General features: G+C 64.0%; 22 protein-coding genes. 8 read left to right on the top strand and 14 right to left on the bottom strand.

All coding sequences use genetic code 11. The features are described from left to right. Positions 1-132 precede the first annotated feature (132 nt). Both J7E82_RS03565 and J7E82_RS03560 read right to left on the bottom strand, forming a co-directional pair. On the bottom strand, positions 133-1056 hold the full coding sequence (locus J7E82_RS03565; protein ID WP_308113594.1) for an ABC transporter ATP-binding protein: 924 nt from the start codon (positions 1054-1056) through the stop codon (positions 133-135). Next, positions 1053-2105, bottom strand: a complete 1053-nt coding sequence (locus tag J7E82_RS03560; RefSeq protein ID WP_214860436.1) for an ABC transporter substrate-binding protein — start codon at positions 2103-2105, stop codon at positions 1053-1055. The genes J7E82_RS03565 and J7E82_RS03560 overlap by 4 nt, the downstream gene beginning before the upstream one ends. A 463-nt stretch (positions 2106-2568) precedes the next feature. Between J7E82_RS03560 and J7E82_RS03555 the strand changes: the two genes are divergently transcribed. From J7E82_RS03555 to clpB, 5 genes are all read left to right on the top strand, one after another. Then, positions 2569-2979 carry a molybdopterin-binding protein gene (locus tag J7E82_RS03555; RefSeq protein ID WP_214860435.1) on the top strand — a complete coding sequence of 137 codons (411 nt, stop codon included), beginning with the start codon at positions 2569-2571 and terminating at the stop codon, positions 2977-2979. Further along, entirely contained in the window at positions 2976-3812 is an 837-nt protein-coding gene (modA, locus tag J7E82_RS03550) for a molybdate ABC transporter substrate-binding protein (RefSeq protein WP_214860433.1), read from the top strand. Before J7E82_RS03555 ends, modA begins: the two co-directional genes overlap by 4 nt. 8 nt (positions 3813-3820) lie before the next feature. Beyond that, positions 3821-4633, top strand: coding sequence for an ABC transporter permease (locus J7E82_RS03545; RefSeq protein ID WP_214860431.1), 813 nt, complete (start codon positions 3821-3823; stop codon positions 4631-4633). After that, positions 4630-5685, top strand: a complete 1056-nt coding sequence (locus J7E82_RS03540; protein ID WP_214860429.1) for a sulfate/molybdate ABC transporter ATP-binding protein — start codon at positions 4630-4632, stop codon at positions 5683-5685. Before J7E82_RS03545 ends, J7E82_RS03540 begins: the two co-directional genes overlap by 4 nt. Before the next feature lie 194 nt (positions 5686-5879). Continuing rightward, on the top strand, positions 5880-8552 hold the full coding sequence (clpB, locus tag J7E82_RS03535) for an ATP-dependent chaperone ClpB (protein ID WP_214860427.1): 2673 nt from the start codon (positions 5880-5882) through the stop codon (positions 8550-8552). Between the two features lie 44 nt (positions 8553-8596). On the opposite strand, the gene J7E82_RS03530 is transcribed toward clpB, so the two are convergent. Further along, positions 8597-9427 (bottom strand): septum formation family protein, encoded by an 831-nt coding sequence (locus tag J7E82_RS03530; protein ID WP_214860425.1) that lies wholly within the window; start codon positions 9425-9427, stop codon positions 8597-8599. A gap of 257 nt (positions 9428-9684) precedes the next feature. Between J7E82_RS03530 and J7E82_RS03525 the strand changes: the two genes are divergently transcribed. After that, positions 9685-9918: a DUF3073 domain-containing protein gene (locus J7E82_RS03525; RefSeq protein ID WP_214860423.1), complete on the top strand. Its 234-nt coding sequence runs from the start codon at positions 9685-9687 to the stop codon at positions 9916-9918. Between the two features lie 312 nt (positions 9919-10230). Here the strand turns inward: J7E82_RS03525 and purM are convergent, their stop codons facing one another. The 4 genes from purM to J7E82_RS03505 form a co-directional block, all read right to left on the bottom strand. Next, positions 10231-11376 carry a phosphoribosylformylglycinamidine cyclo-ligase gene (gene purM, locus J7E82_RS03520; protein ID WP_214860421.1) on the bottom strand — a complete coding sequence of 382 codons (1146 nt, stop codon included), beginning with the start codon at positions 11374-11376 and terminating at the stop codon, positions 10231-10233. Further along, entirely contained in the window at positions 11373-13043 is a 1671-nt protein-coding gene (purF, locus tag J7E82_RS03515) for an amidophosphoribosyltransferase (RefSeq protein ID WP_214860419.1), read from the bottom strand. The genes purM and purF overlap by 4 nt, the downstream gene beginning before the upstream one ends. Before the next feature lie 87 nt (positions 13044-13130). Continuing rightward, entirely contained in the window at positions 13131-13379 is a 249-nt protein-coding gene (locus tag J7E82_RS03510) for a hypothetical protein (protein WP_214860526.1), read from the bottom strand. A gap of 211 nt (positions 13380-13590) precedes the next feature. After that, positions 13591-14253, bottom strand: a complete 663-nt coding sequence (locus tag J7E82_RS03505) for a metalloregulator ArsR/SmtB family transcription factor (protein ID WP_214860417.1) — start codon at positions 14251-14253, stop codon at positions 13591-13593. A gap of 132 nt (positions 14254-14385) precedes the next feature. Between J7E82_RS03505 and J7E82_RS03500 the strand changes: the two genes are divergently transcribed. Beyond that, positions 14386-15222, top strand: coding sequence for a methyltransferase domain-containing protein (locus J7E82_RS03500; protein WP_214860415.1), 837 nt, complete (start codon positions 14386-14388; stop codon positions 15220-15222). Between the two features lie 27 nt (positions 15223-15249). Here the strand turns inward: J7E82_RS03500 and uraH are convergent, their stop codons facing one another. Together uraH and uraD are read right to left on the bottom strand one after the other, a co-directional pair. Further along, entirely contained in the window at positions 15250-15591 is a 342-nt protein-coding gene (gene uraH / locus J7E82_RS03495; RefSeq protein WP_214860412.1) for a hydroxyisourate hydrolase, read from the bottom strand. Further along, positions 15588-16085 carry a 2-oxo-4-hydroxy-4-carboxy-5-ureidoimidazoline decarboxylase gene (gene uraD, locus J7E82_RS03490; protein WP_214860409.1) on the bottom strand — a complete coding sequence of 166 codons (498 nt, stop codon included), beginning with the start codon at positions 16083-16085 and terminating at the stop codon, positions 15588-15590. Before uraD ends, uraH begins: the two co-directional genes overlap by 4 nt. A gap of 342 nt (positions 16086-16427) precedes the next feature. Here uraD and J7E82_RS03485 point away from each other — a divergent pair, with 342 nt between their 5' ends. Then, complete coding sequence (locus J7E82_RS03485; protein WP_214860407.1) at positions 16428-17558, top strand: alanine--glyoxylate aminotransferase family protein; 1131 nt, start codon at positions 16428-16430, stop codon at positions 17556-17558. 60 nt (positions 17559-17618) lie between these two features. On the opposite strand, the gene J7E82_RS03480 is transcribed toward J7E82_RS03485, so the two are convergent. The 5 genes from J7E82_RS03480 to J7E82_RS03460 are packed head-to-tail and all read right to left on the bottom strand — an operon-like array spanning position 17619 to position 22195. Further along, positions 17619-18362: a ThuA domain-containing protein gene (locus tag J7E82_RS03480; protein WP_214860405.1), complete on the bottom strand. Its 744-nt coding sequence runs from the start codon at positions 18360-18362 to the stop codon at positions 17619-17621. Position 18363: 1 nt separating this feature from the next. After that, on the bottom strand, positions 18364-19467 hold the full coding sequence (locus J7E82_RS03475) for a Gfo/Idh/MocA family protein (protein WP_214860398.1): 1104 nt from the start codon (positions 19465-19467) through the stop codon (positions 18364-18366). Between the two features lie 32 nt (positions 19468-19499). Beyond that, positions 19500-19931 carry an ATP-binding protein gene (locus J7E82_RS03470; RefSeq protein WP_214860396.1) on the bottom strand — a complete coding sequence of 144 codons (432 nt, stop codon included), beginning with the start codon at positions 19929-19931 and terminating at the stop codon, positions 19500-19502. Beyond that, complete coding sequence (locus tag J7E82_RS03465; protein ID WP_214860394.1) at positions 19924-20256, bottom strand: STAS domain-containing protein; 333 nt, start codon at positions 20254-20256, stop codon at positions 19924-19926. Before J7E82_RS03465 ends, J7E82_RS03470 begins: the two co-directional genes overlap by 8 nt. Beyond that, positions 20246-22195, bottom strand: coding sequence for a glycosyltransferase family 2 protein (locus J7E82_RS03460; RefSeq protein ID WP_214860392.1), 1950 nt, complete (start codon positions 22193-22195; stop codon positions 20246-20248). The genes J7E82_RS03465 and J7E82_RS03460 overlap by 11 nt, the downstream gene beginning before the upstream one ends. Positions 22196-22207: the final 12 nt, after the last annotated feature.

Raw genomic sequence — 22207 nt, 5'->3', positions numbered from 1 at the left:
TGCGAGCGGGATACTGAACCAGGCTGGAGAGAGTCGGGCAAGACGTGACCCCTCTGCAGTTTCCGAAGAATTCTCCGACGCCGACTTTCCAGGACCGCGATGAGGCGGTCTTTGTGAGCGTTGGGGTTGCCATCACGCGGCCTTTCCGTGGGTAGTCTGTGGTGTTGCATCCCAGGTCTCATCCGGCGCCGACCCATCGGGCTGGATTTTGGCGTGCCCGGCTTCCTGGGCGCGCAGGACTTCCTCGTGCAAGAGGGACCAGACGCGGTGGCGGTGCTCCACGAAAGCTGCGCCTGAACGAAGGTCGACGTCGCCGTCCCGATCACCCAGGTCAATGTCGACCAGTTGCTTCAGCCGGCCTGGCCGGGAGCTAAGGACTGCCACTCGCTGGCCCAGGTACACCGCTTCATCGATGCCATGGGTGATGAAAATGATCGTTTTGCCAGTAGATCTCCAGATGCGCAGCAGCTCGTCCTGCAATTGCTCACGGGTCTGGGCGTCCAAAGCCGCGAATGGCTCGTCCATGAGCAGAATGTCGGGCTCGTAGGCAAGGCTGCGGGCAATGGCAACGCGCTGCTTCATGCCCCCGGAGAGTTCGTGGGGGAAGCGTTCCTCGAAGCCGGCCAGTCCCACGAGTTGCAGGTACTCCCGGGCCTTTTCTGCACGCTGGCTGCGGCTGAGTTTCCTGCCATCCAGGCCAGTGGCGCCCTCAAGTCCGAAAGAGACATTGGCCGCGGCCGTCCGCCAGGGGAAGAGGGCGTACTGCTGGAAGACCACGGCCCGGTCCCTACCGGGACCCGTGACTTCCTTGCCGTCCACCAAGACCTGCCCGTTATCTGGCTTGGTGAGCCCCGCAAGGATGTCCAGGAGGGTGGTCTTGCCGGAGCCGCTGGGCCCTACGAGGGTCAGGAACTCTCCGGCCGCGACCTCCAGGCTGATGTCCTGGAGGGCAGTGAGCCTGCTCCCTTGGGGATTCTCCTTAGTGGGGCGGACGGTGAATTCCTTGCCGATGTGGCGGAGGCTGATCTTGGGTGCGGGATATCCGGGGGCCGTCACGATGCTGCTCCTTTCAGGAGGTCGTTGAAGTCGTTGGTGTAGTACTTGGACGGGTTGATGTCCCCGCTGACGATGCCGGTGTCGTTCAGCCATGTGGACCAGCGAGTGAAGTCCTCGTCGGTGATTTCGCCCTTGGACGGAACACCGACGGACTTCCAGTACTGCAGCGTGGCCGTGCTTTCGGCGCGCTGGCGCCGGTCAATGATGTCCTTGAAGCGCGCGATCACTTCTTCCCGCGGGGTGGTGCGGGCCCACTCGATGGCCTTGGCAACGCCCGTGGTGAAGATCCTGGTGGTGTTGGGGTTCTTTTCGATGAAGTCCTTGCGCAGCACGTACTGGCCCCCGGCAAACGCGCCAAAGAGTTCGAAGTCGTTGAAGAGGGACCTCAATCCGCCCTTGGCGATGGCATTGTCCTGCAAGACACCGCCCAGGGATCCGACGTCGACCTGTCCGCGCCGGACCGCTTCTTCCGTGTCATTGGGGGGAACCACCACGAGCTGGACCTGCTTGATCTCGTCCTGGCTGAGGCCGTTCTTCTTGAGATAGCTATTGATAACGGCATCGGAGTGCGCGCCCAGGGTGTTGACCGCGATCTTCTTGCCGATCAGATCCCGTGGATTCCGGATCAGGCTGTCCTCCTTGACATAGAAACCGTTGAACGTTTTCTCGTCTTCGCCGTAGTAGTTGATGACTGCAGTGACCGGGGCGCCCGCTTCGATGAGTTTGACGACGGCCCCGGAGAATGCGCCGCCAAAGTCCGTGGCTCCTGTGGCAGCCGATTGGATGCTCGCCGGCCCACTGATGCTGTTGCCCACCCAGTTCAGCTTCACGTCCCCCAAATAGCCGAGGTCCGCCGCCAGTTCGGGGAGGGTGACGCTGTTCGCAGCACCCTCATACCGGAGTTCGGTCACTTCGGGACCTGTGCCTTTCCCGGTTCCAAGCCCGGCCGTTGCCGGCCCGCCGCATCCGGACACCACCAGTGAGACCGTGAGGGCTGCGGCCAGGCCCAGCGCGGAGGAAAGGCCTGCAGGTATGAGTCGGTTTTTCATGAAGAGTTCTTTCTGGATTTGGAGGTCTGGATTCGATGTTTGGTGCCGCGGTGTCCACCATCAGAGCAGAGATGAATAAGGGCCATAAGGGCCATGTTCACGCGAAGAAACGGGGCGTAACCCGTCGCCGGGGACGGCTCAGGACGGCGATCACGTCGCGCAGCGACACACGAAGAAACCCTGCGCGAACGGGGAGTCGCAGGAAGAAACACGAGTGCCCGTCGGGCGTCACATTCGGGCTCTCCGGGTCCAGCTTATGAAGCCTGAACTTAGCCGGGTTTCTACCTGTGACAGGCCCTGCCGCCGAGACCAGCTGTCAATGGCCGTGAAAAGTTTCTTGAGGTTTCGATGATTTGTTACGCATAAGCTCGCATTTAGGGAGGCTGAGGTCCAGCAAAGGCAGTAGCCGCAATCGCGGATAAATACTCCCTTTGAAGTCGCAGATGAGGACTAAACTGGACTCATGCCAACTATTAGAGTCGCTGACGCCGCGCGCTTTCTTGGGGTCAGCGACGACACCATCCGCAGATGGACCGAGAACGGGACGTTGAATCCGGTCAAGGATGATTCGGGTCGGCTGGCGGTGGACGGGCTGGAGCTCGCCCAGCTGGCCCGCGATCAATCGCGGCTTCCCGAGGATCCGACCCGCATTGGGAGTTCGGCCCGGAATCGCTTCGTTGGCCTCGTCACCGGCATTATCGCGGATACCGTCATGGCCCAAGTGGAACTGCAGTGCGGCCCGTACAGGGTGGTTTCGCTGATGAGCAGTGAAGCCGTCCGCGAACTCGGCCTCGAACTCGGCTCGGTGGCCACCGCCGTCGTCAAGGCCACCACTGTCATCATTGAAACGCCGCAGGGAAAGGGCGTTGTATGAGATTCTTCCCAAGGGGCGCAAGGTCCCTGATATTGGTGATTGCCCTTGCTGGCGTTCTTACCGCCGGTCTCACCGGCTGCGGTTCGGCAGGCTCGCCGCCCGGCAATAGCAGTACGACGGCGGTGGGCAGCGAAGGGCTCTCCGGCAACCTGACAGTCTTCGCAGCAGCATCACTGAAGCTGCCTTTCACCAAACTGGCCGACGAGTTCGAGGCCAGGAATCCGGGCAGCTCGGTGGTCCTCAGTTTCGCCGGCTCCTCCGACCTCGCCACGCAAATCACGCAGGGCGCGCCGGCCGACGTCGTGGCAACCGCGGACACCAGGAACATGGCCAAGCTGGCCGACGCGTCGCTGCTCGACGGCGCCCCCACGAACTTCGCCACCAACGTCCTGACCATCGCCGTTCCACCCGGCAACCCGGCGTCGATCCGTTCCTTCAATGACCTCGCCCGACCAGGGACCAAGGTGGTAGTCTGCGCCAGCCAGGTTCCCTGCGGGGCGGCGGCGGACGCCGTCGAACAGGCCGTCGGCACAACGCTCAAGCCGGTGAGTGAGGAATCCTCGGTGACGGACGTCCTTGGCAAGGTCACCTCGGGGGAGGCCGACGCCGGGCTGGTCTACGTCACGGACGTGAAAGGCGCCGGGGACAGGGTCGTGGGCGTACCGTTCGCGGAGGCCGGCAGTGCGGTTACCACCTACCCCATCGCCAGCGTGGCAACAAGCCGGAACAAAGAGCTGGCGTCGGCGTTCATCGCGCTCGTCACCGGGGCCGAAGGCGCAAAGGTCCTGGCCGAGGCCGGTTTCGGCGCGCCGGAAGTCCCCAGCCATGGGTAGCGCCAACCATGAGTAGCGCCAACAGGGGCTATGCCGGAGTTCCGGCCTGGATCTACGTCGTTGCGGCCTTGGGCGGCCTGCTGGTCCTCCTACCCTTGGGCGCCATGTTGGCCAGGGTCAACTGGGGTCGGTTCATACCTCTGATCACGTCGGAGTCCTCACTCACTGCCCTGTGGCTGAGCCTCCGGACATCCGCCGCGAGTACGATCCTGTGCGTTGTCCTGGGCGTACCGCTGGCCCTTGTCCTGGCACGGGGTTCCTTTCCGGGGCAGCGCGTGCTGCGTTCCCTCGTGTTGCTTCCCCTTGTGCTGCCGCCGGTGGTGGGTGGCATTGCCCTGCTGTACACCTTTGGCCGGCAGGGCCTGCTGGGTCGCAGCCTTGAATTCGCCGGAATCCAGATCGCCTTTTCAACGACGGCGGTAGTGCTGGCCCAGACGTTCGTGGCCTTGCCGTTCCTGGTAGTCAGCCTGGAAGGCGCGCTGCGGACAGCCGGCAACCGCTATGAGGCCGTAGCCGCGACCTTGGGCGCCCGCCCCACCACCGTGCTCCGGCGGGTGACGGTGCCACTGGTCCTGCCGGGACTCGCCTCCGGTGCCGTTCTGTCCTTCGCCCGGAGCCTTGGCGAATTCGGTGCCACGCTAACCTTTGCCGGCAGTCTTCAGGGCGTCACCCGGACCCTCCCGCTGGAGATCTACCTGCAGCGAGAAACGGACGCTGATGCCGCCGTCGCGCTGTCCTTGGTGCTGGTGCTGGTAGCCGTGATCGTCGTCGGGCTCTCCCGCCGCCCTTCACGTAGCACCAATCTGGGGGCCGCACCGTGAGCTTCCGCTTCTCTGCGACCGTCCAGTCCCGTGGCTTTGAGGTGTCCCTGGCCCTCGGACCCGCCGAGACCGTCGCCGTCCTGGGCGCCAACGGCGCCGGAAAGTCCACCCTCCTCGCTGTCATCGCGGGCCTGCTTCGCCCGGATTCCGGCCAGGCCGACGTCGATGGTAAGGTCCTGTTCGACCTCGGCGAGGCGGCTGCCGGAGGGATCTGGACCGCACCGCACCGCAGGGGTACCGCCCTGCTCGCCCAGGAACCGTTGCTGTTTCCGCACCTCAGCGCGCTCGACAACGTAGCCTTCGGGCCCCGCAGTGCAGGCCTGTCCCGGCCTGCCTCACGTGAAGCAGCGCGGCATTGGCTCCGCGAGGTCGACGCCGAATCGCTGGCTTCGCGTCGTCCGGCCCGGCTGTCGGGAGGACAGGCGCAACGTATTGCCATCGCGCGTTCCCTGGCTGCGAACCCCGAGATCTTGCTGCTCGATGAGCCTATGGCCGCCCTGGATGTCCATGCTGCACCCCTGCTGCGCCGGCTCCTCAAGCGCGTGTTGGCTGGACGGCGGGCCATCATCGTCACCCACGATGTCCTGGATGCCCTCATGCTGGCGGACCGGATCATCGTGCTGGACAACGGCGGCATCGCCGAGGAGGGTCCCACCAAGGAGGTCCTCCGGAAGCCGCGCAGCCCCTTCGCCGCCCGCCTCGCCGGGCTGAATCTCCTGACAGGAACCCTGTCAGGAGACGGCATTACCTCGGGCGACGGCCTTCACCTGGCAGGACACCTTGAAGACGGCGGCCAGGCGGGGGACGACGGCATCGCCGTGTTCCCGCCGTCGGCGGTTTCCGTGTTTCCGACCGCGGCGCATGGCAGCCCCCGCAATACACTGCCGGTCACTATCACTGATCTTGAGCCCCATGGCGACCAGGTGCGGGTGCGCGCGGGCGGACTGTCAGCGGACATCACTCCCGCTGCTTCGGCAGACCTCGGCCTGGCGCCCGGAATGACCGTGTACTTCGTGATCAAGGCGACGGCGGTCTCCATCTATCCCGCCTGAGTTCCATTTCGGCCGGCCTACTGCCTGCCGGCAGGGGTGTCGAGTACTCGCTTTTCCTGGGAGTCCCAGGGGGCCAAAGTCCTCTGGACAGCCCTTTCGCTGTGGGCAAACATGGGGAACGGAACCTCCGAAACAAACTTGAGCGTAGTAGACTCAACTTCAGGATTAATCAGATTCCCGAAAGGAGCTCTTCCATGGACGTTAAATTCACTACCAAGAGCCAGGAGGCTCTTTCCGCCGCGGCAATGAACGCCTCTACGGCGGGCAATCCGCAGGTGGAACCGGCACACCTGCTCAAGGCGCTCATGGATCAGCGTGAGGGAGTCGCCGTCGCCCTTCTGCGCGCCACCGGCGCGGACCCGGATACCGTGAGCGTCCAGGCGAGTTCCGCGATCAAGGCACTCCCCTCGACGTCGGGAAGTTCAGTCCAGCAGGCGCAGCTTTCCCGTCCCGCGTTGCAGGCTATCCAAGCGGCACAGAACGAGGCCGACAAACTCGGTGATTCCTTTGTTTCTACGGAACACCTCCTGTTGGGGCTTTCGGCCGGAAGTGACGTCGTAGGTAAGCTCCTGCGCGACGCCGGAGCGTCCCACGAGGCGCTGTCTGCTGCGCTGCCGGGAGTTCGGGGTGACCGGAAGGTGGATTCGCCGGATCCCGAAAACACGTTCCAGGCATTGGAGAAGTTCGGCGCGGACCTGACGGCCGTGGCCCGCGCAGGCAAGCTGGATCCTGTCATTGGGCGCGACAGCGAGATTCGCCGCGTGGTGCAGGTGCTCAGCCGCCGTACCAAGAACAACCCTGTCCTGATCGGCGAGCCCGGCGTCGGCAAGACCGCCGTCGTCGAGGGTCTTGCCCAGCGCATCGTGGCCGGGGACGTTCCGGAGAGCCTGCGCGGCAAGAGGCTGATCGCCCTCGACCTCGCGTCGATGGTGGCCGGCGCCAAGTATCGCGGCGAGTTCGAGGAACGCCTCAAGGCCGTCCTGGAGGAGATCAAGAACTCCGAGGGCCAGATTGTCACGTTCATCGACGAGCTCCACACCGTAGTGGGGGCCGGCGCAACGGGCGAGAGCGCCATGGACGCCGGCAACATGCTCAAGCCCATGCTGGCGCGCGGTGAGCTTCGCCTGATCGGTGCCACCACCCTGGACGAGTACCGCGAAAACATCGAAAAGGACCCGGCGCTGGAGCGCCGCTTCCAGCAGGTCTTTGTGGGGGAGCCGAGCGTGGAGGACACCATCGGCATCCTGCGGGGGCTCAAGGAGCGCTACGAGGCCCATCACAAGGTGGCCATCGCGGACTCCGCCCTCGTGGCAGCGGCCACGCTGTCCAACCGCTACATTTCGGGGCGCCAGCTGCCGGACAAGGCTATCGACCTGGTGGACGAGGCTGCGTCCCGGCTGCGCATGGAGATCGACTCCGCTCCTGAGGAAATCGACCAGCTGCGCCGCGCCGTCGACCGCCTGACCATGGAGGAACTGGCGCTCCAGGGCGAGACTGATCCCGCTTCCGTGGAACGGCTCGCCGCGCTGCGTGCCGACATGGCGGACAAGAAGGAAGCCCTGGCCGCCCTGAACGCCCGGTGGGAAGCTGAAAAGGCCGGCCTCAACCGGGTGGGCGACCTCAAGGCCAAGATCGACGAGCTGCGCTCCGCTGCGGAGAAGTACCAGCGCGAAGGTGACCTGGAGTCCGCCTCCCGCATCCTGTACGGCGAACTGCCGGCCCTGGAACGCGAACTGAATGCCGCCGCGGAGGAGGAATCCGCCCGCACCGGCGGAGCCGGCAAGCCCGAGCTCATGGTGGCTGAGGAAGTGACGGCGGATGACATTGCCGAGGTCATTTCCGCCTGGACCGGTATTCCGGCTGGGCGCATGCTGCAGGGCGAAAGCCAGAAGCTGCTGCACATGGAAGAGGAATTGGGCAAGCGACTGATCGGCCAGAGCAAGGCCGTGCGCGCAGTTTCCGATGCCGTCCGCCGAGCTCGAGCCGGCATCAGCGATCCCAACCGTCCCACCGGCTCCTTCCTGTTCCTTGGTCCCACGGGCGTGGGCAAGACGGAACTCGCCAAGGCACTGGCGGATTTCCTGTTCGACGACGAACGCGCCATGGTGCGGATCGATATGTCCGAGTACAGCGAGAAGCACTCAGTGGCACGACTCGTCGGTGCTCCTCCGGGCTACGTTGGCTACGAAGAGGGCGGCCAGCTTACCGAGGCCGTCCGCCGTCGGCCGTACTCAGTGGTGCTGCTGGACGAAGTGGAGAAGGCCCACCCCGAGGTCTACGACATCCTCCTGCAGGTGCTCGACGACGGCCGGCTCACCGACGGCCAGGGCCGCACGGTGGACTTCCGCAACGTCATCCTGGTGCTGACCTCCAATATGGGCAGCCACTTCCTGGTGGACCCGAGCCTGGATGACAAGGCCAAGAGGGACGCCGTCATGGCGGTGGTCCACGCATCGTTCAAGCCCGAGTTCCTGAACCGCCTGGACGACATCGTCCTGTTCGATGCCCTCTCCGTGGATGAGCTCGCCAGGATCGTTGAACTGCAGGTGGCCGAGCTGGGCCGCCGGCTGCAGGAGCGCAGGCTCAATCTCGAGGTCACCGACGGAGCCCGCGCCTGGCTGGCGATGTCCGGCTACGACCCCACATATGGTGCCCGTCCGCTGCGCAGACTCGTCCAACGCGAGATCGGCGACCGCCTCGCAAAGGAAATCCTGGCGGGCGAGATCACGGACGGCGACACCGTCCTGGTGGATACAGCGGCCGACGTCCAGGAACTCACCATCGAGGGACTCGAGTCCATGGCCAACCCCGACGGCGGACAGCCCTCCGGCAGCGGACTGTCGGTCCGGCGCAAGGTGGCCGCATAGCGTGCGCGCTAGCTGAAGCGTTAGCTGAACGGCCTGCTGCAGAGTTACCGCTGCAGCAGGTCGTGCATGATCGTGTTGCCGGTACCCACCATGACGAAGCAGTCGACCCGCCGATCTCCCTTCTCCCAGCTGGTGTTGCTCGGGTAGACCAGCTGGAAGGTCAGCGCGTACTCGTTCGATTTTTCGTTCAGCTTGGCGTTCTTGCAGGAATCCTGGGCCCTGACTTTCAGTGCGTCACGGCCCGGGTAGGCTTCGTCGTCGGGATAGCGATGCACCGCCACTAGCTGCGCGGAATGGCCGGTATCGCACTCTACGGCTTTGGCCTTTGTCGACTCCGAGTCAAAGTCGGCAAAACAGTCGCCCAGTTGGAACTCCATGGCGTTGGCTTCGCGCGGCAGCGGGCCGGCACTCTGCGACGATTCCAACGGCGCCGGTTCGGTGGCAGCGGGCTGCGCCGTCGAGTTGCTGCTGAGGACGTTCATGAGCAGCCAGATGCCGACGCCGATGAGGAGCAGGACAGCCGCCACAATGGCACCGATGATCAGGCGCTGGCGGCTTCCCGTGTTCTCAGGGGTGGGTCCTGAGGCTCCGGTATGGGCTAGGGGTGCGTAGCCTGTTGGCGCGTCGGCCGGTGGCGGTGGCAGGGGTGCCGGAGCCAGGCCCAATGAGGTCACGGCTTCCTCGACTGTGTCCTCCTCATTCCCGGGCGAGGCGGCCTCTTCCGTTGCGTCAAGCGCATGATCCCACGTGTCGAGGTCTTCCTCAGGGTGCAGCCAGTTGTGAGCGTTTGGGTCAGGGTTGTGGCTTCCCAGATCAACGGGCGTACCGTTGACCTCCGGTTCGTCCTTGCCTGGCTTGTTGTTGTCCTGGCTCATCTTTCGAATCTGCACCTTCCTTGCCGTCGAGCCCCCAATAGTGCAACTTAGTTGCGACTCTACCCAAGTTTTTTATGGGGCGATAAGGACAGCAAGCCCTATGTGGTCTACGACGCACCCTAAACCGGCCCCTAGTGGCAAGCACCAGTGGGCGAAAGCATGTAACCTAGACATACGACAAATTGACCAAACATTCCGGGGCCTCACCGATCGCCATGGTGACCACCTCCGGTCCAAGTACAAAAGGGGGTCACGCCATGGGGCGCGGCCGTCAAAAGGCAAAAGCTACCAAGCAGGCTCGGGACATCAAGTACTACTCCCCGAACACTGACTATTCGGCCCTTCAGCGTGAGCTCACGGGTCCATCCAGTCGTGCGACGAGCCGCTTCGCGGATGATCCTACTGAGCCGGACTACTCGGCTTACGAGGACAAGTACGCAGAAGACTTGGAAGACGATGACGACGAGGTAGACACCCGCCGCATCCGCTAGCTGTCGTATCCCAGAGATGGGAAGCGTACTAGTCGTTGTATTTCTTGACCTGTCCCCGCGGGTCCGAATACTGCATTCGAACCAGGGGCCGCCAGGTTCTTCGGTATCTCCAAAAGGTCCTTTGGCATATCCAAAATGCCAGGCCCTCCTTAGGGAATAACCGCCACGAAAAAGCCCGCAGGGGCACGCTGTGATTCGGCGTACCCTGCGGGCTTTCCTGCTTTGTTCCGCACCCAACTGGCTCGCAGTAGTGGTCGTTAAAGCGGGTTTTAACGACAACTACTGCGAGCCAGTTGGGCTTGGGCGGAACTCCTAGGCGTAGGCGTTGACCAGGCGGACAGCTCCGCCGTCGACACCCTTGGCGCCCTGGACGTAGTCCGGGCCGGTCTTGTCGATCGAGGCGGAATCGGCGTCGACCGTTCCCATGATCCAGGACGGCAGGCCGCGCTCGTTGAGGCGGGCCACAGCAGCGTCGGCGATCTGGGGGGATACGATTGCCACCATGCCGACACCGAGGTTGAGGGTGCGCTCCAGGTCGGCCAGCGGAACGTTGCCCAGCTCGGAGACCAGCTTGAAGATGGCGGGGAGTTCCCAGGTGGCACGGTCCACGGTGGCCACGAGGCCCTGCGGAAGGACGCGGGCCAGGTTGGCAGCCAGACCACCGCCAGTAACATGGCTGAAGCCGTTGACGCCCTGGCCGGAGTTGACCGGGAAGGCGCGGGCGAGATCCAGGCAGTCAGCGGCATAGACGCGGGTAGGCTCCAGGAGTTCTTCGCCCAAGGTGCGGCCGAGTTCGGAGACCTGGCGATCCAGTGCCCAACCGGCATGGTTGATCACGCGGCGAACGAGGGAGTAGCCGTTGGAGTGCAGGCCCGAGGAGGCCATGCCGATCACAACATCGCCGGCGCGGACGCGGTCCGGGCCCAGCAACTGGTCGGCCTCGATGACTCCGGTGGCGGCACCGGCGACGTCGTACTCCTGCTCTCCCAGCAGTCCAGGGTGCTCGGCGGTCTCCCCGCCGACCAGGGCGGTGCCGGCTACGGAACAAGCGGACGCGATGCCGCGAACGATGTCCGCGATCCGCTCCGGAACAACTTTGCCGCAGGCGATGTAGTCGGTCATGTACAGCGGCTCGGCGCCAACCACCACGATGTCGTCCACCACCATGCCCACCAGGTCGAAGCCGACGGTGTCGTGGATGTCCATGGCCTGGGCGATGGCAACTTTGGTTCCGACGCCGTCTGTGGAGGTGGCCAGCAGCGGCTTCTTGTAGGTGAGGAGCCTTGAGACATCGAACAGTCCGGCAAAACCGCCGACGCCGCCGATCACCGATGAGTTGTGGGTGGCCTTGACGGCGTCCTTCATGAGTTCGACGGCGCGGTCGCCCGCTTCGACGTCGACGCCCGCGGAAGCGTAGGTGATGCCGGCGTTGTTCCCGGAGGGGGAGGCGGAGGTCATACGGAAGACTCTTTCTTTTCGGCGGCGTTCAATCCAGCGGCGTTCAATCCATCAGCGTCCAAACGATCAGCGTCCGTCAGCAGGTTCTCGAATTCGGAGTCGGGTCCGGGATCGCAGCCCGTAGCGCCCGGCTTCTCTGCCGGATCTGCGGTGGCGGGGACGGCGGCGTTAGCGGAAGGGCCCGACGCCGGGAGGCCGCCGAGGTCGGTGCGCTCCAGCAGGTTCTTGCCGAGTTTGTCCGAGCCCGGGAGTTCGATGGGGTACTGGCCGGTGAAGCAGGCAGTGCAGAGGCGTTCGCGCGGCTGCTGCGTTGCGCCGATCATGCCTTCTTCGGAGATGTAGGCCAGGGAGTCGGCTCCGATGGCCTGGGAGATCTCGTCGATGGTGGCGCCGTTGGCGATGAGCTCCGCCCGTGAGGCAAAGTCGATGCCGTAGAAGCAGGGCCACTGGACGGGCGGGGAGGAGATCTTGATGTGGACTTCAGCGGCGCCGGCTTCCCGGAGCATCCGCACGATTGCGCGCTGCGTGTTGCCGCGTACGATCGAGTCGTCCACCACCACAACACGCTTGCCGCGGATGACGGACTCCAGCGCGTTGAGTTTCAGGCGGATGCCCAGCTGACGGAGCGTCTGGGAAGGCTGGATGAACGTCCGGCCCACATAGGCGTTCTTCACGAAACCGTGCGCGAACGGGATACCGGATGCTTCGGCGTAACCGACGGCGGCCGGGGTGCCGGATTCGGGGACCGGTATGACGATGTCGGCCGCGTGGGTGTTTTCGCGGGCGAGCTGTCGGCCCATCTCTACGCGGGATTCGTACACGGAACGGCCGGCGATGGCGGCGTCCGGACGCGCGAGGTAGACGTACTCGAAAACGCAACCGGCCGGCGTCGCATCCGCGAAGCGCTGGGAACGGACGCCGTTCTCGTCGATGGCGATGAATTCGCCGGGCTCGATCTCACGGATGAAGCTGGCGCCCACGGTAGCCAGGCCTGCCTGCTCGGAGGCGACAACCCAGCCACGCTCAAGGCGGCCGAGGCAGAGGGGACGGATGCCGTAGGTGTCGCGGGCGGCGTAGAGGGTGCCTTCATCCATGAACACGAAGCAGAATCCGCCACGAATCTTGGGCAGCAACTCCATGGCGGTCTCTTCGAGACTCTTGCCTTCTTCGCCCTCCAGGAGCGCGGTGACCAGAGCAGTATCGGAGGTGTTGCCCTGCTTCATTTCACCGCTGAGCTGTCCGCCGTTGCGGGTCAGGATCATGTCCTTGAGCTCGGCAGTGTTGGTCAGGTTGCCGTTGTGGGCGAGGGCTACGGTCCCGGTGGCGGTTGCGCCGAGCGTCGGCTGTGCGTTGGCCCAGTGGCTTGCTCCAGTGGTGGAGTAGCGGCAGTGGCCCACAGCCAGGTGGCCAGTGAGGGTATTGAGCGTGGTCTCGTCGAACACTTGGGACACGAGGCCCATGTCCTTGTAGACGTTGATGCGCTTGCCGTCGCTGGTCGCAATGCCAGCCGACTCCTGTCCGCGGTGCTGCAGCGCGTACAGCCCGTAATAGGTGAGTTTTGCTACTTCTTCCCCAGGAGCCCAGACACCGAAGACGCCACAAGCATCCTGAGGTCCTTTTTCGCCGGGGAGAAGATCATGAGAAAGTTTTCCGTCGCCACGTGCCACTGATCGATTGTCTCACGATGTTGGCGTGGTATTTTCACCGGCCGGGATTGTGACCGGCCGCCGGCGTTGGTGCCCTTAGCGGCGGGCTCAGGCGTCGGGGTCGTCCGGAGCGTTGTCCGGCACGGATTCCACCACTGCACGCTCTGCACGGCGGACGCTGAGGCGGTCCAGGACCAGGGCCACGATTGCGCCCAGGATCACTCCGCCCGCGCCGAAAGCCACGAGGAAGAAACCGAATACTGAGTTCGCATCGAAGCTCGGATCGCCAGGAAGTCCGTAGGCCACCACGGCGGCGACGATGATGCCAACGAGTCCACCGAGGACCATGAATGGCACAAACCTGGGTGCACGGCGGACAGTGACGCCGCGCCGTTCGGGAGAATTGCTCGGGTTGGTGCTGTTTCCGCCTGTGCCGTTGCCGTTAGCGTTGGTGCCGTTCCCGGCGGTGCCGTTAGCGTTGGTGCCGTTCCCGGCGGTGCCGGAGCCGCCGTCGGGGGTGTTCGAGTCCTCAAAAGCCATGCGTTCAACCCTACCGGTCGTGGAATGGTCAGTTGGTCTGAACGGGCAGGCCTGCGTCCTGCCATTCCGGATATCCTTCCTCGAGCCTGGCCGCCTGAATGCCACGCTGACCGAGTGCCCGGACTGCATCATCCGCATAGACGCAATACGGGCCCCTGCAGTACGCCACTACTAACCGGCTGTCTGGTAAGCCATCGAGGCGCTCCTCCAACTCCTTGACTGGAATCGAAGTTGCACCGGCAATGTGGCCGGCCCGGAATTCGACTTCAGGGCGGACGTCGATAACCATCACGTCGCCGGCGTCAAGGCGGTCAGTGAGTTCACTGCGTGTCATGGTGGTGAGCGTGGATCGGTCCCCGAGATAGGACGTGGCCAACTCCTCCAGGTGCTCGATGTGTTCCTCCGCAACCTGCCGGATGGTGCCCCAGAGGTGCGAGACGGACGGGCTGCTCAGGGAGTAGTAAATGCGGGTGCCGTCCCGCCGGGTATCCACCAGGCCCGCCCTCAAGAGATGCTGAAGGTGTTGTGACGTGTTGGCCACAGTTTGACCGATTTCGCTGGAAAGTTCCTCGACGGAACGCTCGCCCTGAGCGAGGACATCAACGATTTCTGCCCTGCGGCCATTGCCCAGGACCTTGGCGACTGAAGCCAGGGCATCAAACAGTTCATTCTTTGCGTCCCTGCTGCCCATCCTGGCCCCCTGAAACCTTATTCAAGTAATTACTTGACAAGTGTATCTCAGCAGATCAGTATTCAATCATCTACTTGAATATGAGCCTGGGTGCGGGGGCCTCCCCGCCGATGGGGAAAAGGGGCGAGAGGCATGGAAGTCACAGAAACCGTTCGCGACAGTTCTCGAAATCCAGTGAAGGTGGGGGAGGATTTGGGCATCACAGAATTTGCCGTTGATCGGACTGCGCTCGAAGCCAAGGTCAAAGATATCTACCGGCAGGTTGCCAGCCATCCGGAGGGTAACTACCACTTCGAACTGGGCCGTCCACTAGCGGAGAGGCTTGGCTATCCTCAGACGCTGCTCGATGCTATCCCTGCAGGTGCAATCGAATCCTTTGCCGGCGTTGGCTACTTCCTGGACCTGGCCGTACTTAGGCAGGGAGAAAGGGTTTTGGACCTGGGCAGCGGATCCGGCACAGATGCCTTCGCCGCAGCGGTGGCAGTGGGAAGCACGGGGAGTGTGGTGGGAGTGGACATGACGCACGAGCAGCTGCGCAAGGCAGAGGACCTTCGCCAGCAGTCCGGTTTTGGCCATGTCAGATTCGTGGAAGGTCGCATAGAGAAGCTGCCTTTCGATGGCGCAAGCTTCGATTGCGTCATCTCAAACGGCGTTATCAACCTCTCACCGGACAAGGAGGCTGTCTTCCGGGAGGCGTCTCGCGTGCTGAGGCCGGGTGGACGATTGGCCTTTGCCGATATCGTCACCCAGCGTCAGCTCTCCTCGAAAATCGTCTGTAGCGCAGACTTGTGGGCGGCCTGCGTCGGTGGAGCAGAGCAGGTGGATGCCTATAACGCCCTGATCGCGGACAGTGGACTGGACCTGGTTCAAAAGAGGAAAAACCAGTATGAGTTCCTCTCCGGAAGCGCCCGTTCCGCAACTGAGAAGTACGGCGTCATGAGTCTCTCGCTTCTTGCGCGGAAGGTGTGACGCCTACAGAACTCAACTTTTGAGGCCTTAGCTGCCCCGGTACGTTGAGAAGGCGAAGGGGCTCAGGAGGAGCGGCACGTGGTAGTGCTCGCCGCCGTCAGAAATGGTGAAGTTCAGATCAACTTCAGGGAAGAACGTCTCTGTGCCGAGGCCTGCGTAGTAGTCACCCGTGGCGAAGTTGAGGCGGTAGCTGCCTGCAGGAAGGTGTTCAGGGCCCAGGTCCTTGATGCGGCCGTCGGCGTCGGTGGTGCCAGCGGCAACGGGTGTCCAGCCGTCGCCGTCGCGCGCGTAAAGTCCGACGGCGACTCCGGCTGCCGGGCGACCGGAACCGGTGTCGAGGATATGGGTGGTCACCTGTGAAACGGTCATTCGCTGATCACTCCTTCAAGGCGCAGCAGGGCGATTTCGCGCAGCTGCTGGGCAACAATGGCATCTTCTTCTTCCGGCGTATGGCCGAGCCGCTCCTGAAGTGCGGCGAGGATTTCGGGGGCCGTGCGTCCGGCGGCCCGGATCAGGAAGACCCTGCCAAACTTCTCCTCGTACTCCCGGTTCCCCTTTGCCAGGGCTGCCGCGACGCCGTCGTCACTGGGGTCGACGCCGGACTGTTCGGAGCGGGACATTGCTGCCTCAGTGGTCTGGGCGTTGGGCCGGTCACCGATGCGGGGATGGTGGGACAGTGCCCCCTGCACTTCCGCGGACGTGAACGGCCTGGCCGCTTCGTTCGCGAAATCGAGAAGGGCGTTCCGGTCTGTGAAGGGGCGGGCGTCTGCGATCTGGTCCACCCAGCGGTCAATGTCCAGGCAGGGCCGGAGGACGTCGACGACGTCCACACGATCCACGCTGTTGAATTCTGCAAGCTGCATGCTTGTGTCGTCCTCGTGCAAATGCTGGCATCCATGGTGTGGGCTATACGGAATCCGGCCGATGAATGCCGGACTTGGTACTTGCCAAGCTTCCGTATCATGGAACTGTTATTTCAGCATACGTAATAGTCAATCCGATTCGTTGCTCAGGTGTCAAGAGACTATCCCAGAAGTTGGCGGATCGCGGCTGGCGATGCGGGACGGCGTTGGATTCTGCCGAGTCATTCACCCTGGCGCGTGCACCTGGCCCGGAAAGACGCGGCCCGGGCCGCTCGTCAGGAATGATCGAGCAGAATCCGACTCAAAGGGGGACAATGGCGGCACGAACCCGGAGGAGTTGCCATGACGCCCGAGCAAGTGCAAGCCAGCCCCGAACCAGCCCAAGCCACCCTGACTTTCCGGCACCTCTTCGGGCCGGGGCCGAGCAACTGCTATCCCGAGGCCATCGCCGCCATGGCCTACCCGGTCCTTGGCCACCTTGATCCGCTGTTCATCCAACGCCTGGACCGGACCTGCGAAGGCCTGCGCAAAGTCTGGGGCACGGCCAACGCGCGGACGCTTCCCCTCAGTGCCACGGGCTCGGGTGGCATGGAGGCCGCCTTTGTGAACATGGTGGCCGAGGGCGACGTCGCCGTGATCGCGGTCAACGGGCTCTTCGGCGAGCGCATGTGCGAGATCGCCCGACGCTGCGGGGCCACCGTGGTTCGCGTTGACCATGAGTGGGGCCAGCCGGTGGATCCCGAACGCGTCCTCGCCGCCCACCCGCATCCGAAAGTCATCGCCGCTGTCCACGCCGAAACCTCCACCGGTGTCCTCTCGGACATCGCGGAGCTCGGTCGCGACAAGGGCGACGCGCTGCTGCTCGTGGATGCCGTGACCTCGATCGGCGGGCTGGAGTTGCTGGCGGACGAGTGGGGGATCGACCTCGGCTATGCCGGGACGCAGAAATGCCTGGGCGTGCCCCCGGGGCTCTCGCCGTTTACGGTCTCCGAGCAGGCCTTCGAGCGGCGCATCAGGGACCCACGCTCCTGGTACCTGGATATCGGCCTGCTAGGCGGCTACATGGGAGCGGCAACGGGCAGCCGGACCTACCACCACACCGCGCCGGTGACCATGATCGCGGGTCTGGAAGCGGCCCTGAACCGCATCCTGGCCGAAGGGCTGGATCGCGTGCAGGCGCGCCATCGGGAGGCGGCATCCGCCTTGCAGTCCGGGCTCCAGGACCTGGGCCTGGAACTGTTCGCCGCAGAAGGCCATCGGCTGCCCAGCCTTACTACGGTCAAAGTGCCCGACGGCGTGAACTCCGGTGCCGTCCGACGCTACCTTCTGGAACACTTCAGCATCGAAATAGGTTCGGGGGCTGGAAGCTTCGCGGCGAGCATTTGGCGAATCGGCACCATGGGACCGAACGCCAACGCCGGCTCGGTGAAGCTGGTGCTTGGCGCGCTGGAGGAAGCGCTCGCGAAGGCCTGAAACAGCGGCACTCCCCTGAAACGGCGGCACTCCCCACAAACAGCGGCAAATAACCAGGAGCTAACCCGCGAACCAGTTCCGGGCGGGGTTTCCCACGGAAGGCGCCTGCCGTCGCACATCCGGCTGACCCACCCATCCGACGCCGTTGGCGATGACCTTCCTGATCTGCGGCTGGTGATAAATCGGATAGTCCTGGTCACCTGGGCTGAAGTAGAAAATCCGGCCCCTGCCACGGGAGAAGGTGACGCCGGAGCGGAACACTTCGCCGCCTTCAAAGGAACTGATGAAGATGAGGTCGTCCGGCTCCGGAATGTCGAACAGTTCGCCGTACATCTCGTGCTCCGGAATGACGATGGGACTCTCCACACCGGCGGCGATGGGATGCGACGGCTTGACCGTCCAGATCAGCTCGCGTTCGCCCTCGTTACGCCACTGCAGCGAGCAGGTGGTGCCCAACAGCCGGGTGAAGATCCTGGAGAAGTGGCCCGAATGGAGAACAACCAGCCCCATGCCGCCGAGCACATGCCGCTGGACGCGCTCCACGACGTCGTCGCTGACTTGCTCGTGGGCCGCGTGGCCCCACCACAGCAGCACATCGGTCCCCGCGAGGGTGTCCTCCTCCAGGCCGTGCTCCGGGTCGGCGAGTGTCGCCGTCGAAATGTCCGCCTCCGGGTAGGAATCACGCAAGCCGTCCGCGATGGCCCCATGCATGCCACTCGGATACATCCTGGCCATGGTCTCGGGCTGGTTGCGTGCCTCGTGGACGCCTTCGTTCCATACGAGGATGTTCAGCTTTTCCGCCATGTCACAGCCTGACTTCGCGCTGTTCCCGCGCGGATTCGTAGCAGGCGTCGAGCACCAGCGCCCGGGTCAAGGCGAGGGAGCCGTCGTGTTCACTCCACACGGCCGAACCGCCTCGAATGGCGTTAATGAAATCCTCGACGACGGCGTGGTGTCCCCTGCCAGCCTCGGCCACCACCACGTAATCGGCGTTCTGTCCGTTCTTTTCCTTGAAGATCCGCAGGTCCCCGACAGGGGCGCTGGGCGTTCCCAACGCGCGTAGGTCCGCGCCGCCGTCGGTGCCATAAACCATAAAGTCGAGCAGGTCGTCCTCGTCCCGATAGGCGGCCCAGCCCGCCTCGAGGATCAGCGTGCCGCCTCCCTCCAGGCGCATGAACGCGGCAGCGAAGTCCTCCACCTCGAATTTGTGGCTTGACTTCATCGCCGAATACCGGGCGTTGCCGCCCAGTCCACGAGGGCCCAGCTCCGAGTGCGTGGCAGCGCTCACAGACAGAACCCGGGGCTCTCCCAGCAGATGCAGGGAGTAATCAAGCACGTGCACGCCGATGTCGGCCAGTGGACCGCCGCCGGCGAGCTCAGGACTGGTGAACCAGCTGCCCAGCATCGGGATTCCGGAGCGGCGCAGCCACGATGCCTTTGCGTAATAGGGCCGGCCCAACTCTCCAACGTCGATGAGGTTTTTCAGCTGGGCGATGTCACCGCGGCGGCGGTGGTTGAAGGCGACATCGAGGACTCTGTGTGCCTTGCGGGCGGCTTCCACCATGGTCAGGCCTTCCTGCCCGTTCCGTGCCAGCGGCTTTTCACTGAGCACATGGAGCCCCCGCTCGAACGCCGCGATAGCGATCGGCGCGTGGAGGAACGTCGGAACGGCCACGCTGATGGCGTCCAGGCCCTCGAGCTCGATGAGGTCCTCCCAGCGGGAAAAACTGTGGGGAATCCCGTACTCGGCTTTGAGGTCCCTGACGAGGTCTTCCTCCATGGCTGCCAACGCCACGAGCTCGACGCGGTCCATATCCTTGTACGCCTTGAGGTGCTGCCGGCCCGCCCATCCGACACCCACCACCCCGACTCTCAGCGTTTCGGGCTGGGTTCCTGGCTGGTTGGTCATGATTGCCTCCTTCTCCTGCGCACCGGCTGCTTCTATGCCGCCGACGTGGAATTTCGGGTCAGAATCCAGGTATTCGTTGCATCCTGGCGTTCAAACGTCACCGTGGTGACCAGGGCTTCAATCAGGGCAAGGCCCCGCCCGGACTCGGAGTCGTCGTCGGGCAGGCCTGTCTCGGGTGGGGAAGCGAAGGGTTCCTTCGCGTTGAAGGCGGTCACGCGCGCCACAAGGCGGGTGGACCACACACTGATATCGACCCCCAGCTCGACCGGGGCCTCGGCGACCGGCTCGGCATGCTGGACAATATTGGACGCCGCCTCGATCACAGCCGTGGTGAAGGTCATGCGGTCCATCTCGGGGACGAAGTCGGCATCCTCCCACAGCGAGTCCAGTTCAGTATGAACAGCCTCGATGGCCTCAGGGACGGACTCGCCGCGGTAGCCCCGGCGAGCCACCATCTCAGTCATCGCTGAACGCCGCCTCAGCTGTGGGGTAGGACGTTAGCACCCGGTCCATATTGGTCAGCTCGAGGACCATCCTGACCTGGGGCTGCACACCTGAGATGCGGAGGTCGCCGCCAGCCTGTCGTGCAGCTTTGAGGCAGCCAATCAAGGCGCCGAGGCCGGAGGAATCCATGAACACCGTCTCCTCGAGGTTGACCACCACCTTACTGGAGCCGGCGGCCACCACTTCGGCCACCACTTCACGGAGCTTTGGAGCGGCCACCATGTTCAGGCGGCCGGAGCCTTTCACCTCCGCATAGGAGTCCTTAACCTCATAGCTAAACTGCATCAGCGTTCCTCTCCTCAGGGATAAAACCTTTGTACCTGACAGCCCTGAACAGAACGCTCATGACCACTAGATCGAAAGCCACCCACACTACGTTCACCAGCGTACCCACCGGCTCCAACAGGCCGGCAGCAAGGCGCGCCACTCCAACGATGAGCGCGACCACCAGGAGCGCGGACACGACGATTTGCGGACGGATCAGGCTCCAGCCGGGCCCGCCGCTCTGCCTGGCCTTGGGCGTAACGGCGAATCCCAGGGGGCGCCCGAACCAGACGTTCCGGGCCGCCGTCGTGCAGGCCTTGATCCAGGTGGGGAACAGCGCGAGGCTGTACTGCTGCCCCCGCCAGGTCTTGATGCCGCGGCCGGCCACCCAGAACAGCAGCTGGTTTGCCAGCATGAACGGAATGAACCGGATAAAGAAATCTGTACTGAGGCTGCTGACAGGGAGGACGCCAAACGCCAGGTAGACGATCGGGGCGGCAAAGTAAACGACGGCGGTGAAGCCGCCCAGGTAGGTCCACATGGTGGCGAAGTACATCAGCCGCTGGCCCCACGAAAGTCCTCGCTGCACCAGCGGGTTCTCACGGAGCATCACCTGGACGGTGCCCTGCGCCCAGCGAAGCCGCTGCGTGAGCATGGTCTTCAGGTCCTCCGGGGCCAGGCCGTTCGCCAGGACCTCGTGGTGGTAGACGCTCTGCCAGCCCAGGGCGTGCAGGCGCATGGCGGTGGCCATGTCCTCGGTGACCGAGATTGTGGCCAACGGCATGACCGGCTGTGCCTCATTGATGCGTTCCACGGAGATGGCGTCCAGTATCGCCTGGACGGATTCCAGGGCGCCCAGCGGTGACCACTCCCGGCCGGACATGACTTCGACGGCGTCGCCTGCCACAACGGGGAGGCCGGACTCTCCCACGTGGGCCAGTTCGAGGGCGGCGATTTCCTCCAAGTCGGACTGCAGTGCGGAAAAGTCAGCCTGTACGAGCGTCTGGACGGCCTGCTCTACCTTTCGGCGGACGCGGTAGGTGATTTCGCTCAGAGAGGCGCCCGTCTCGAGCTGCTCCTGGGCTTCATTAGTGACGGCCTCCACCTCATTGAGCATGTGTTCCACGAGGGGATTGTCGGCGTCGGCCGATCGCCTGGCTTTTCGGATGGCCGAACGCGAGGCGGCGAGTGCCTGGCGGATGTTCCGCTCGGTTTCCCTTACATAGCCCACCAGGCCCAGCTGCATGAGCGCCTCGCGACGAAGCAGGGCATTCGATCCGCAGAAGAAGGCGGCATTCCACCCGTCCTTGCCCTGCTGGATGGGGCCGTAGAAGAGCGGGGCCTGGCTGCCAAGCGGGTCATCCTTAGGGACGTTGATGAAGTATTGCGGCGTCTGGACCAGGGCCACCCGGGGGTTGTTGAAGTAGCCCAGCGTCTTGTCCAGGATGTCCGGCTCGGGGATCTGGTCGGCGTCGAGGATCAGCAGGAATTCCCCGTGCGTGACCATGAGTGCGTTGTTCAGGTTGCCGGCCTTGGCGTGCCTGGGCATATCCGCCCAATCCGCGCTTCGGGTAACGTAGCCGATTCCGTGCTCTTCGGCGAGCCGCCTGAGCTCCTCCCTGTCGCCGTCGTCCAGGATCCAGGTGCTGTGGGGGCGGTGGATATCCTTTGCCGCCAGGGCTGTCGTCATCACCAGGTCCAGGGGCTCGTTGTAGGTGGTGATGAAGACGTCCACAGTCGCATCATCGGGCGCCGCCGGGGGAGCACCCCGGCTCTTGAGCCGCCACACGGTCATCCCGAAGAGCAAGACGTCGATCAGGCTGTACGTTTCGGCGGCCACGAGCGGCACGGCGATCCACCAGGCGTCCCAGTTCAAAGATCCAAGCCAGCGCCATGCCACGTAGTTCACGCCCAGGACGACGGTCATCACCACGATGAGCCGGGTCCAAAAACGAGTCAATTCCCACCCCTG

The organism is Arthrobacter sp. ISL-30 (assembly GCF_018613855.1).
Taxonomy (GTDB): Bacteria; Actinomycetota; Actinomycetes; order Actinomycetales; family Micrococcaceae; genus Arthrobacter.
This window is presented reverse-complemented; position numbering and strand designations above follow the sequence as displayed.